This is a genomic window from Propionicimonas sp., from assembly GCF_047606205.1.
Lineage (GTDB): Bacteria > Actinomycetota > Actinomycetes > Propionibacteriales > Propionibacteriaceae > Propionicimonas.
On the sequence record NZ_JASGES010000084.1, the window covers coordinates 1 to 12850 of the forward strand.

Here is a 12850-nt window from a genome sequence, read left to right on the forward strand (position 1 = left end):
GACCGTCGGTGTGAACGACGCCGTCGGCAACTGGTTGTCCGGCTCGACCGCGGTCACCGACTGGGTCGTGGTCGCGGTGCCGCCGCGGTTGTCCGTCACCGTCAGCGTGACCGTGTAGGCACCCGCAGCGGTGTAGGTGTGCGTCGCCGTCGCGGACGTCCCCTCCACCACGGCCGACCCGTCACCGAAGTCCCACTTGTACGAGGCAACGGTGCCGTCCGGATCACTGGACGCGCTGCCGTCGACGCTCACCGCCAGATGGTCGACCGTCGGTGTGAACGACGCGGTCGGCAGCTGGTTGGCAGCTGCGGTTCCGGTGGCGTAGTGGGTCTGGATCTGGCTCAGCGCGAGCGGGCCAGGGTAGACCGCGAACTCGTCGAGGTCGCCGGCGAAGTAGTCCGACGACCCGGCCCACCGGGTGTCCCCGCCGATCCGCCAGTACCCGTTGTAGGCCTGGATGGCGGCGGGCAGGGTCGCGCTCCCGATCAGAACGCTGTCCACGTACAGACTCAGCGTGCTGCCGTCGAGTTGCGCCACCACGTAGTGCCACCTGCCGTCGTTGTAGCTGGCCGTCGAGGTGACCGTGGTCGCGCTCCCTGTCCAGACTCCAGCGACGATCCGGCCGTCGTCGAGCATGTAGACGTGCCGGTCGTAGTTGTTCGACAGCCCGCTGCGGTTGTTGCCGAAGCCCATCAGCTTCCCGCCCCGACCGGTTGTCGTGCGGAACCAGATCTCCGAGGCGTACGACGTGGGGCCGGCCACGCTGGTGGTCGCTCCCACCCCGTCGTCGGTTCCGTCGAACGTCATCGAACCGATGCCGTCCGCCACCGCGCTGTTCGTGGTCTGGACCGGGCTGCTGGCGACCACGCCGTTCTGCCCGTTGCCCGACGCGTCCGGAACCGTGCCCAGCTGGGAGTTGTCGAGCCGCCAGTAGACCGACGGCGAATCGGACAGGACGCTGCGCGCGTAGGGATCGTTCGTGCTCGGTGCGACCAGGTGCCAGCCCTTGGCGTAGTGCGCCTGGACCTGCGTTGCGGTGAGCGCCGTGGTGTAGATCGCCGCGTCGTCGATGTCACCGGCGAAGTACGACGAAGTCGAACCCCAGGTACGGTCACCGCCGACCCGCCAGTAGCCGGTCGAGGCTTCGGCGCTGGTCTGCGCATTGGTTCCCGTCAGCGAACCGTCCACGTAGAGCTTCATGCCGTCGCTGGACTGCGTCGCCACCACGTGGTGCCACAGACCGTCGTTGAGTGCCTTGTCCGTGGTGATCGTGTACTCGCCACCCACGTAGACACCGAACACCAGGCGACCGTCGTCCTGCATGTAGACGTGCCGGTCGTAGGAACTCGACAACCCCGATGCCGAGCCGCCGAAGCCGATGATCTTGCCGCCCCGGGTCGTGGTGGTGCGGAACCACGCCTCCTCGGAGTACGTGGTGGGACCGGAGATCGGCGTGGTCGACACGACGACGTCATCGACGCCGTCGAAGCGGGAAGCCCCGTTCGCCGGGATGATCCCGTCCACGCCCTGGGTCACGCCCTGCTGGTACGCGGCCGGGTGCTGCCCCGTCGCCGACGCGTCCGCAGCGGTCGTGCCGCTGGTCTCGTCGAGCCGCCAGTAGGCCCACGGCTGGTCTCCGTACACGGCAGCGCCGTACGGATCCGACGGAACAGGCTGGGTGAGATCGAGCGAGACCACGGTGGTAGTCCAGGCGCCGAGGTTGTCCACGACGGTGAGTTGAACTTGGTAGCTGCCGCCGGTCGGGTAGTGGTGGGTGACCACCGGATCGGTCGAGGTGGTGCCGTCACCGAAGGACCAGTAGTAGGCGCTGATCGAGCCGTCGTCGGTCGACTGGCTGGCATCGAAGGCGACGTCGAGCCCGCTGACCGTGTGCTGGATGGTCGCCACCGGAGCGGGGTTGCCGCCGGCCACGGTGACCACCGAGGTGCTCGCACTGAGATTGCCCGCCTTGTCAGCGGCCCGGACGAAGTACCGGCGCTCGCCGTCCAGCGGAACGGTGATGCTGGTCGACGTGGTCGAGGCGATCACCCGGTTGTCCCGCAGGATCTGGTAACTGCCACCGCTGCCGATGCCGCCGGAAGGAGCACTCCAGGCCAGCGTGACCGTGGAGGAGGTCGTCGCGGTCGAGCGGAAGTTGGTCGGCGTGTTCGGCGCGGTTCCGTCGGTGAACCCGAACCGGACGAACGCGCCGGTCCACCCGCCCGCACCGGTGGTGAGGCGCGCGGTCGTGAAGTCACCGCCGGCCCAGATCGTGCCGTCCGGGGCGACCGCGGTCGCCCAGCCGGCCTCACCGGTGCGGGAGGTGATCGCCGGGGTGAAGGAGGGCACCGAGACAGGCTTGCCGTCGCTGCCGAGCTTCCACGCCGTGATCCACGACACCCCGTCGGCCCGCGTCCACGCGCTACCCACCGAGGGCCAGTTGGTGGCGTCCTGGTAGATGAACCAGTTGGAGTGCGATCCGCCGTAGAGGAAGTCGCCGGCGGCCAGCAGGGTCTGGAAGTCGCCCTTCGGGTTCGTGATGTGGGTCGACAGACGCTGGAAGGTGTTGATGTCGTAGGAGAACATCGAGTGTTCCGAGCCCCCGACGTAGACCCGGTTGCCCTTGGTCTCAATCGTGCGCTGGTAGTCGTTGGTCGACGACCAGGTCGGCGTCCAGTCGTAGGGCGTCGGCGATCCGGAGGTCGGCAGCGCCGCGGCGCGGTTCGTCGTCACCGTGCCGGTCTGGGTGAAGAAGCCCGCGTAGAACGCCTTGGAACCGTCGGAGGTCAGATCGAGGTCGTTGACCGAGCCGTTGAACTCGGGGGCCCAGCCGACCACCGGCATCGCCGTGGCGGCGTTGATCCGGGAGGCGTTGCGCGTGTAACGCGTGGCTCCGGTCGGGCCGGTGGTGTGCGTGAAGGAGCCACCGATGAAGAGATCGCCCCCGGAGTACTTGATCACCTCGACCCGGACCGACCCGGGCGAGGCCGAGTTGCTGAGCGTCGGCTGCGGCCCGGACAGCGCGCCAGTCGTGGCGTCGATGATCGCGAAGCCGGCAGCGGCCTGGCCGCCGACCGTGGTGAACTTGCCGCCGATCGCGAGCCGGCCGTCGCCGGTGGGCGAGACGGCCAGGACCTGCTCGTTCAGCACGGGCTTGAAAGTCGAGATGAACTCGCCGGTGGTCGCGTTGAAGGCGGCCAGGAAGGACTGCTGCACCTGCCCGGTCCCTGAGGAGTCGCGCTGGACATACTTGAAGGCGCCGCCGACGTACATGGTGTTGCCGATCGCCACCATGTCCTGCACCTCGACATCACCCTCGCGCGAGTACACGCCGGCCATGCCGGTGACACCCCACGGGTTGACCATCGCGTTCGCGTCCGGAACGCTGGCCTGCTCGGACTTCGGCGTTCCCGAGTTGGCGATCCTCGAGTAGGTCATGTTGGCGCTCATCAGCTTCGGGCGGACGTAGACGAAGCTGAACGGTCGAGCCGAGCCGGCGTTGTTGGTGGCCGACCACAGGTAGCTGCTGGCGGCCGACGACCCGGCGACACCGGAGCCGTAGGAGAAGCTCCACGTGTAGTTCTGGGCCGAGGAGGAGTTGGTGGTGTCGACCACCGACGTGCTGCTCCCGGTGCCGAAGGACGAGGTGGTGCCGGACGTGCCCGACGTGCTGCCGATCGACCAGCTCGTGAGCGGCCACAGCGCGCCCATCGTCCAGTAGAAGCCCGCCGACTTGGTGGGCTTGAACCGCACCTCCTGCCAGGTCGTGCCTGCGGTGTCCAGTGCCCGGCGCACCCGGATGCCGTCGTCGAGGGTGCTGACCGACGCCGAGTTCAGCAGGCCGTCGACCACGCTCGTCGGCAGCTGAACGGTGCCGGAGTCGGCGGCCGGCAGGTCGACCAACAGCGACGACGCGCTGCCTCGGCCCTTGGTCTCGTACTCCCAGTTCTGCCGTCCCTGGCCGACCTTGACCCAGCCGCCGCCGTCGGTGTCCTGGTCACACCAGAACTGCGCGGGTGCCGACATGGCCGGCGTGAGCAGCCAGTACGACCCGGTCGGCGCGGTCGGATTGAGTTGCTTGATCTCCCAGCAGGACGCTGCCGCGGTGTCCGAGGTCAGACCGCTGTACTTCGCGGGATCCACCCACGGAGTGTCCGACGCCGCTGCCGCAGCAGCCGCGTCACCGGTCAGATCCTCCGCGGACGCAGCGGGAGCTCCAAGAGCAAACGCCGTCGCCGCAGTAGCCAGTGCTGTGATGATTCCGAATAGGCCGCGAACGCGGCGGTGCCAATTGGACACCACGACTCCCCCCAGAGTTCGGCCGGGCCCTACCCCCATTTGCAGGCCCACATCGGGGAATCAGCACGCTGAGCCCGACGCTCCATGATCCTCGACGGGACGCCGCCGCGTCAACCAGTTACGCCCAGACCTGTCTGGGTGTAACTACGCACGACCTCGGCCCTGCCGCTGTCGGACCCCCGCCGTCGCTGCCGGCACGCTAGTCTTTAGCCCCCAACCGGCGGACGCAAAAGGAGCGGCATGACTCGACTTCCTGCGGTCACCGCGGTCATCCCGACACACAATCGACCCGACCAGATGCGGCGCGCGCTGGAAAGCGTCCTGACCCAGAACTACGACGGCGACATCGAGGTCATCGTCGTCTTCGACGCGGAGGAGCCGTACCGGCCCGAGGTAGAGGTCCCACCGGGACGTTCTCTGAAGACCATCGTGAACAACCGTAGCCGCGGGCTTGCCGGCGCGCGCAACAGCGGGATCCTGGCCGCGGCCAACGAGTATGTCGCCTTCCTCGACGACGACGACTGGTGGTTCCCCGGCAAGCTCGCCAGACAGATGCCGGCGTTCGCACCCGACACGCTGCTCGTCGGTTCGGCGATGGTGCTCGACGACGGCGAGCATCGCCACGAACGTCTCATTCCGGTCCCCGAAGTCACGCACGCCGTCCTCCTGCGGGACCGGATCGCGGGGCTGCACTCCAGTACTTTCGTCTTCCGCAGGGATGCCCTGCTCGGCGACCTTGGACTTGTCGACGAAAACCTGCCGGGCAGCTACGGCGAGGACTACGACCTGCTGCTGCGCACTTCCGGACTGGGCCGGATCGACGTCATCAACGAGCCTCTGGTGTCGGTCACCTGGAGCCAGAACTCGTACTTCTTCGGGAAGTGGGGCGCCTACGCCGAGGGACTGGAGTACCTGCTGAACACTCACGCGGGCTTCAAGAACGACCGCAAGGCGTACGCGCGGATCGCGGGACAGATCGCCTTCGCGAGGGCAGCGAACGGCGACCGTCGCACCGCCCGGCAGTGGGTTCGCACCTCGTTGTCAAGGAACCCGACGCAGATCAAGGCGTGGCTCGCCCTCGGCATCTCCCTCCATCTCCTGTCCACCAAGTGGGTCGTCGGGACGGTGCAGCGCCTCGGCAAGGGCATCTAGGCCGTTGCGTGATGAGTGCCACGGACACGATGACCATGCAGACGGGGCGTGAGCCCGGCCTGCAGACGGTGCATTCGCAGCCGGCATCCTCTCAGCGGACAGAGCTTCCGGCCTGGCCGCTCGCCGCCGTCTACTTCGGTTTCCCGGTGTGGTGGTTTCTCGGCATCGTCGACTTCATCTATATCCCGATCGCCTGCATCATGGCCGTCTACCTGATTCAACGGCGAGCCATCTTCACTCCCCCGCGATTCGGCGTCTGGCTCCTGTTCCTGGTGTGGGTCGGCTGCTCGGTGATCGGCCTGACTGCCGCCATCCAGTTCGTCGGGTTCGGCTACCGGTTCGCGAACCTCCTGGCCTACACGGTGATCTTCCTCTACACGTTCAATGCGCGGAAGTCGCTCAACGACCGGACCGTCACCGGCATGCTGACCTGGTGGTGGCTGCTCATCGTTGTCGGGGGATACATCGCGATGGCCTTCCCGACCGGCGTGTTTCGAACGCCGATGAGCTACCTCGTCCCGGATTCGCTGCTCAGCAACGACTGGGTCCACCTCATGGTGGTGCGACCGCTCAACCAGTACAACCCTGACTCCTACTTCAAACTGGATCCGCGCCCGAGCGCACCGTTCATCTACACCAACCAGTGGGGAAACGCCTACTCCCTGTTGCTCCCGATGGTGATCGCCTATCTCGCGCAGATCCGCAGGGACAACTCTCGACGGTTCTGGCTGCTTCTCCTGGCGATTCCGGTGTCTTTCGTGCCAGCCCTCTACACGACGAATCGCGGCATGTTCCTGGCCGTCGGGATCGCCGCGCTGTACGTGGCACTCCGGCTGGCGGCACGGCGCGACATCCGTGGGCTCCTCGCCATCGCGGCCACCTCGGTCGTCGGACTCATCGTCTTCCAGTTGCTGCCGATCCAGGACCGGCTCCAGACCCGCAGCGAAGCGACCAGCCTGGTCGACCGGGCGTGGCTCTACCTGCAGTCGCTGGACGCGATCAAGGATTCCGTACTCTTCGGCTACGGTCGCACGTTCATGGCCGACGGTGCTGTGGACCCGGTCGGCACCCAGGGCGAGTTCTGGATCGTCCTCGTGTCCCACGGGGTCGGCGCCGTTGTTCTCTTCCTCGCCTGGTTCGCACTCGCCTTCATGCGCTCATTCCATTGGCACGACGCGGTGGGCCTGGCCGCCAATACCGTGCTTCTGGTGGCGCTCGTGGGCTTCTTCTACTACGGGTCGGTGCCGCACGCGCTCCCGGTGATAATGATTGCGGCCGCGCTGGTGCTGCGTTCGACCCACCCCGACGCCGACGACCCGTTCGGGCACCTCTCCGGCCTCGAGCCGTCCATCGAAAAAGGAGTTGGCCGATCATGACGCGTACGATGCTGGTGGCATCCGCTGGAGGGCACCTGGACGAGCTGATGATCCATGTGGACCGCCTGGGGATCGACACCGACGACGCGGTCTGGGTCACCAGCCCCACACCTCAGACCGAGTCGCTGCTTCGAGATCAGAACGTCGTCTGGATTCCCAGGGTCGGCTCGGGAGAGGCGTTCAAGGCGATTCGAGCGCTGCCGAAGGCGATTCAGATCCAGCGCCAGGTGAAGCCGGATCTGGTCGTGACCACAGGCGCTCTCTTTGCCGCACCCCACATTCTCGCCGCGACCCTGGCCCGGTGCGAGACCTGGTTCATCGACAGTGCCACGCGCGTGGCCGGTCCGTCCTCGACCGGAAAGTTCGCCCAGCGCTTCACCCGCGCGAAGCTCTACACGCAGAATGCGGGCTGGGACGACGCGTGGACCCTCGTGCCTTCGGTGTTCGATGCCTTCGAGGCATACCCGCGTCCGGGGGGTGCTCCCGCGCCGCTGAACCGGGTGACCGTGAGCCTGGGCTCCGAACTGTGGCCGTTCCCCCGCGCGATCGAGCGGGTGATCAGCCTGCTGCCCGAAGCTGCCATCACCTGGCAGGTGGGTACGACGTCGTTCTCGCGAGACGGCCAGCCGCTGCGCCAGTGGCTGCCGGCCGAGGAACTGCGGGCCGCGATCAGCGCGTCCGACCTGGTGGTGATGCACGCCGGGGTGGGTTCGGTTCTGGTCGCACTCGACGAGGGCAAGGTCCCTGTGATCCTCCCTCGTCGACAGCACCACAAGGAGATGGTCGACGACCACCAGACGGAGATCGCAGCCGTGCTCGCCGATCGTGGACTGGCGATCACGGTCGATCCGGACGAGCTCACGGCCGAGCACCTCAGCCGGGCCGCAGGCCTCGCGGCCCGGCGACGGCCCGAGTTCCGGGCGTGATCCGGCCACTCTCCGAGTCTGGTTGGGGTTGGGCCCCTCTGCCATAATCGCTGGCAGAGGCGGAGGGGGGAACCATGGACCGTCCACAGGCGAAGCGCGCCCGACTGGTGATTGTGATCGTGTTGGTCGTCGTCGCCGCGGTCGCGGCGTGGACGACGGTTTCACTGCTGGGGGGCACCGGCAGTCCGGACGCGTCCGCGCCGATCACTCCCACTCCAGAGGCCGAGGACACCCCTAAGCCGACGGTCTCGGCGCCGGCGCCCCCTGCCACAGCGGCCCCGGGATCCGTGGGGGGCGACGGCAGCGAGTTCAGCGATCCGTTCGTCGCGGCCGAGGCGGCGTCTCGCACCGACCCGACCACATCGGTCGACTTCAGCTCGATCGCAGTCGGGTCAGCGCTCCAGGACCTGCAGGTCAACGCTCAGGAAATGGCCGAGGACGGCATCCGGCAGGTCGGCTCCCCGAAGGTGGTGACGTCGACGGTGACCAAGAAGAAGCTGTCCGCCAAGCCGCCGCGGGTCACCGTGCGCCTCTGCCTGGACTACACCGACGTCGACCTCGTGGCGCCCGACGGCACGTCGGTGAAGGACCGCACCGCCCAGCAGCGCGTGCCCTCGACCCTTGTCCTGCACGAGATCGACGGCAAGTGGCTCGTCGCGAAACGCACATTCCCGGCCAAGACGACCTGCTAGTCCCGAGCTGAGGGCAGGCCCGGCCCCGAGATTCGGAGCCGGGCCTGCCCTCAGCTGGTCAGCGAGGTGAACTGTTGACCGCGGCTCGCCAGGCGTCCATGGACGGCTGGTCGAGCAGTCGCCACTCGCCATCCCTGGTGGACTGGAAGTACGAGACGAACAGCGCGCCGTTGGAGCGGGTGTAGTTGGCGATGTCGGTGAGCCAGGCCGCCCGCTTGCTGCCGGTGCTGTCACTGGGGATCTTGCGCGACCCGAGCTCGGCCAGCCCCCAGGGCTTGCCCGACTCCTTCGACACCTTCACGATGTTGCCGAGCATGCTGGACGGCGACTCGTAGTAGTCCCGATTCACGTCGTAGACGCCGTTGTACGGGTCGAAGGACAGTACGTCGATCACGTCGTCGCCGGGGTAGTAGGTCTTCCAGTCCCGGCTGGAGTTGACCGTGTAGTTCATCAACACCAGGGTCGAGTACATGTTCTGACGGCACACCGAGTCGGCGATCGCCTTGATGTGCTTCCACGCCTTCTTGTACAGGTCGGCGCTGAACAGCTTCTTCTCGGTGATCGGGGTCTCGGGCTCGTGGTAGTAGCTCCAGTAGATGGTCGCCGAGGCCGGCGCCTCCTCGAACCACTTCCGCAGTGCGGCGTCGTCCTTGCCGCTCAGGACGTCTGCCGGTGCGGGCCGGAAGGACATGATCAGCGTCCGGCCAGCCAGCGACCGCAGCCGGTCCGCGGTCCACGAGAACGGCATGGGCTCATCCCAGATCCGCACGGCCGCGATCTTGCCGAACCGGGAGTCCCGATCGGCGAGGGCGTCCTCCAGCCAGATCGTGCTGCTCATCGAGACGCTGGATCCGAACTGGGTGCCCTTGGGCAACGCGGGCCGGGTGCACCCGTTCGACGTGATCGTGGCGGTGGGGCTGGCCGAGGTGGCGGTGGGGCTGGCCGAGGTGGCCGTGGGCCTCGCCGAGGTGGCGGTCGCGCTCGGAGTGGTCGGCGAGGCGCTGGGCGAGGAGGTCACGGTGGCGCTGGGCGCGGCGCTGGCCGACGGCGACGCGGTCGGCACCTCGGCGACGCTGTTCGACGCCAACTCGATGAAGGAGACATCGTCGACATAGAGCATCTGGTTCTTCTTGGTGTGGTAGAACCGCACCTCGATGCTGAGGGTCGAGCCGCTGCGCTTCGCGCTGAAGTTCACCGTGACCTTCTGCCACTTGGTGTCCCGGAGTTTCTGCGAGGACTTGTAGGTGCTGTTGCCGGCCTTGTTGCGCTCCACGATGCGAGCCTTGACGGTGACCCCAGGCCGGCTCGAGCGCGCGTACAGCGCGACCGCGTAGCTCGTCCCGGCCTTGGTCGAGGCGATCGTGCTTCGCGCGTTCTTGAACACCACCGTGGAGGTGTTCTTGGGCTTGATCTGTGCCCCGAGGCTGCCGTTGCGGCCGGTGTGGGTGACCTTGAGCACGTGCCGGGAACTCTTGGTGGTCCAGCCGGCCTTGCCTTTGTCGAAGTTGCCGTTGACGATTCGCTGAACCGCGGCCGCGGAGGCGTTACCGACCGGTACGGCGACGGCACCGACGGTGGCCAGAAGCCCGGCCACCAGAACGAGGACAAGTCGCCGTCTGGCGCGTACCCAACGGGAGGGGGTATGGATGAAGCGCATGGGGGCCTTCCAAGGTCGCGGGGGGCGACCTGCTAGGGGGGTTCAGTGAGCCACGCCGAGCACACCCAGCCTGTGACACACCTAAGATTCCTGAGAAAATCCTAAGGCACAGGCGTGGCTTGGTTCAACCCCGGCCGTCAGGGGCACCGATCCCCGGCACCGCCGCAGCCGCTCGGAACGGCCGACGCCGGACCGCTCCCGGCCCTACGTCCTCCAGTAGCGGTCGACCAGCTCCTTGGTGCTCGCGATGTTGCGCCGCGAGGACGCCCCGAACACGATCGCCTCCAGGTTCGGTTGCTCGCACACCCACTGGATGGCCTCGTCTGCAGGAATCGCCCCGGAGGCGTACACCGACATCGCCACGGGACGGAAGTCGTGCGACTCCAGCGCCCGGTGGTAGGCCTCCATGCCGCCGGACATCCGGAACCCGATCTTGTTGATGTTCGCGCAGATCAGCGGTGATTCGATCCCCTGGCGGTCCAGCACCTGGGCCAGCATCGGCAGGTTCATGGTGATGAAGCCCGGCTCGGCGTTGTACCGGCTGCGAACATGGTCGGCGAAGATCCGGAAGGCCTCGTTGAAGCCGAGGCCCAGCAGCAGGTCGGTGACCACGTTCTGCAGCCAGATCACCGGCGTGGGCAGCCCGTCGAACATCCGCATCTCGGCGTCGATCAGCAGGGTGACCAAGCCTTCGACATCCTTGCCGACCAGAGAGCTGGTGCCGCGGACAGCGGCGTCGATGATTCCTTCCTGTGGCAGGAAGCGCTTCAGCGCACCGGTCATGCCGTCCGTGGTGATCGCGTTCGCGTACTTGTGGGCGTAGGGCATTCCAGGAAAGAAGGTGAAATCGGGGTACTGAGCCCTGTGCTCGCGGAAATACTCCGCCACCTCTCCGATCCGGTCGTGTGTGGTGCACATGAAGGTGGTCACACCGACGTCATAGGCGTCCTTCAGCACGTCGATCACGGCATCGGTGCGCTGGAAGCGCATCTGTTGCTGACGCGCCTTCTCCTCCGACATGTGGTTGACCCCGAAGAACTGGTTGTCCCCGAAGATCAGCTTGTCCATCATCGACCTCACTTCCGGCCGGGCAGCATGGCCCGAACCCGCTTGATGCCCGAGCCGACCGCGTCCCGAACCTTCTGCAGCGGCGTGCGCCGCACCGGCTCGGCGACCACCGCGTCGCTGATCCGAACCCTGGGGCCCTGTCGGGAGTCCTGCACCATTCGCTCGATCAGCCGATCGGTCACGACCGCGGTCTCGAACGAGTTCACCCCTGCCAGGTCTCTCTGCTGGACGCGCTCGATGAAGCTGCTCAACTGCGCGGTGTACTCCTCGCCGCGCAGATAGAAGTCGACGGGCTCGGTCAACTCGGTGGTGTAGCGGACGTTCCAGCCGGCCTGGTATCCGGCGGGGATCGCGGTGTCATCACGAAGATAGACCTGCACCTCCTGACGGTCGGCGAAGATCCGTCCGCCCGTTCCCCACAGCGTGATCCGGGTGGTCATCTTGCGCACTGACTCGTCCGACCAGTTGACCGACACCGAGACGGTCCGGCCACCGGGGTAGTACAGCGTGGAGGACACCTCGTCATCGATCTCGGCCGAGAACACGCTGTTCAGGACGGTCCCGCCGACGCCTTCCGGCTCGCCCAGATACCAGTTGATCAGGTTCAGCGGGTGGGCCGCATAGTCGTAGAGGCAGCCCCCGCCCTCGGTGCTCTTGCTGCGCCAGGTGCCACCCTGGGGCTTCAGCACCACCGGGCCGTACGCCTCGGCCAGACCGTGAGTGACCTCACCGATGGCGCCGAGCCCGAGCAGTCGCTTCACCTCGCAGAAGGCGCCGACGTAGCGGTTGTGGTAGCCCACCTGGGTCACCAACCCCTTCGCCTTCGCCAGCGCGACGAGTTCGTCGCCCCCGCTGCTCGCCAGGGTGAACGGCTTCTCGCAGAACACGTCGATGCCGGCGTCGAGGAGTTGCTTCACCATCGGGAAGTGGAGCCGCGAAGGCGTCGCGACGATGGCCGCGTCCACCGATTCAGCCGCCAACAACCTGTCGATCGAGGTATAGGTGCGCAACTCGGTGTACTTGTTGAGAATGCCCAACAGATAGTTGGTGGTGTCGACGATGCCTACCACCTCAACGCCGGGCAACGCCCGCACCATCGACAGGTGCGATATCCCCATCTTGCCGAGGCCGACAACGGCCACTCTTACCATCGATTCGCGCCTTCCAGATGTGACTTCCCGGCCCTGTCGCGACAGGCACCACTCCAAGATGGGCGGTGGGGCTTCATGCTAGACCAGTGGCGTTCAGGCGGGGCGGGTCTGCCCCGTGCCCGGACCTCTCCGGTTGCGCGGCATCCGGCGGACGGGTCGAGTCGAGTGCCGGGCCGCCGGCCAGGATGATCCTCGCATGGGCCGTAGTCTCGCACGCCTCCACAGGTGCTCGGTAGGATCCCGAACCGTGCCGGGACTACTGGTCACCGGCGGGGCCGGCTTCATCGGCACGAAGGTCGTGCGCCTCGCGCTCGAGCAGCGCACCGACCACGTGACGGTGCTCGACGGCGTCCGCCCCAAGCTCTACGGCGCCGGCCTCAACGTGAGGGACTGGTACCGCACCAACCAGCCCTGGTGGCGCCCCCACAGACAGGCCACCGAGGCGAAGGACGCAGCCGCGGGCCGGCGGCCGGACGAGACGGTGGCACGGCCCGATCGACCGCGGGCCCCGTCGACCTGATCTGTCCAA

9 protein-coding genes are annotated in these 12850 nt (G+C 67.0%); 5 read left to right on the forward strand and 4 right to left on the reverse strand.

All coding sequences use genetic code 11. The features are described from left to right. Positions 1-4143 (reverse strand): LamG-like jellyroll fold domain-containing protein (locus QM633_RS05595; protein WP_415152746.1); only part of this gene is annotated, 4143 nt, incomplete at its 3' end. A gap of 396 nt (positions 4144-4539) precedes the next feature. On the opposite strand from QM633_RS05595, the gene QM633_RS05600 reads away from it, so the two are divergent. From QM633_RS05600 to QM633_RS05615, 4 genes are all read left to right on the forward strand, one after another. Continuing rightward, positions 4540-5451, forward strand: coding sequence for a glycosyltransferase family 2 protein (locus QM633_RS05600; RefSeq protein WP_415152747.1), 912 nt, complete (start codon positions 4540-4542; stop codon positions 5449-5451). A gap of 11 nt (positions 5452-5462) precedes the next feature. Then, complete coding sequence (locus tag QM633_RS05605; protein ID WP_415152748.1) at positions 5463-6827, forward strand: O-antigen ligase family protein; 1365 nt, start codon at positions 5463-5465, stop codon at positions 6825-6827. Then, a complete protein-coding gene (locus QM633_RS05610; RefSeq protein WP_415152749.1) occupies positions 6824-7753 on the forward strand; it encodes a glycosyltransferase in 930 nt (309 codons plus the stop codon). The genes QM633_RS05605 and QM633_RS05610 overlap by 4 nt, the downstream gene beginning before the upstream one ends. 74 nt (positions 7754-7827) lie before the next feature. Further along, complete coding sequence (locus QM633_RS05615) at positions 7828-8445, forward strand: hypothetical protein (protein WP_415152750.1); 618 nt, start codon at positions 7828-7830, stop codon at positions 8443-8445. Positions 8446-8503: 58 nt separating this feature from the next. Here the strand turns inward: QM633_RS05615 and QM633_RS05620 are convergent, their stop codons facing one another. The 3 genes from QM633_RS05620 to QM633_RS05630 form a co-directional block, all read right to left on the reverse strand. Beyond that, complete coding sequence (locus tag QM633_RS05620) at positions 8504-10039, reverse strand: carbohydrate binding domain-containing protein (protein WP_415152751.1); 1536 nt, start codon at positions 10037-10039, stop codon at positions 8504-8506. Between the two features lie 267 nt (positions 10040-10306). Then, positions 10307-11173, reverse strand: coding sequence for a hypothetical protein (locus QM633_RS05625; protein ID WP_415152752.1), 867 nt, complete (start codon positions 11171-11173; stop codon positions 10307-10309). Positions 11174-11178: 5 nt separating this feature from the next. Next, positions 11179-12321 carry a Gfo/Idh/MocA family protein gene (locus tag QM633_RS05630; RefSeq protein WP_415152753.1) on the reverse strand — a complete coding sequence of 381 codons (1143 nt, stop codon included), beginning with the start codon at positions 12319-12321 and terminating at the stop codon, positions 11179-11181. 247 nt (positions 12322-12568) lie between these two features. Here QM633_RS05630 and QM633_RS05635 point away from each other — a divergent pair, with 247 nt between their 5' ends. Next, positions 12569-12841, forward strand: a complete 273-nt coding sequence (locus QM633_RS05635; protein WP_415152754.1) for a hypothetical protein — start codon at positions 12569-12571, stop codon at positions 12839-12841. Positions 12842-12850 lie beyond the last annotated feature (9 nt).

What these genes read in the sequence shown, in the direction of transcription:
- QM633_RS05600 (WP_415152747.1), top strand. Translation starts at nt 4,540, where the DNA reads ATGACTCGACTTCCTGCGGTCACCGCGGTCATCCCGACACACAATCGA.
- QM633_RS05630 (WP_415152753.1), bottom strand. Translation starts at nt 12,321, where the DNA reads ATGGTAAGAGTGGCCGTTGTCGGCCTCGGCAAGATGGGGATATCGCAC.
- QM633_RS05610 (WP_415152749.1), top strand. Translation starts at nt 6,824, where the DNA reads ATGACGCGTACGATGCTGGTGGCATCCGCTGGAGGGCACCTGGACGAG.
- QM633_RS05625 (WP_415152752.1), bottom strand. Translation starts at nt 11,173, where the DNA reads ATGATGGACAAGCTGATCTTCGGGGACAACCAGTTCTTCGGGGTCAAC.
- QM633_RS05605 (WP_415152748.1), top strand. Translation starts at nt 5,463, where the DNA reads ATGAGTGCCACGGACACGATGACCATGCAGACGGGGCGTGAGCCCGGC.
- QM633_RS05615 (WP_415152750.1), top strand. Translation starts at nt 7,828, where the DNA reads ATGGACCGTCCACAGGCGAAGCGCGCCCGACTGGTGATTGTGATCGTG.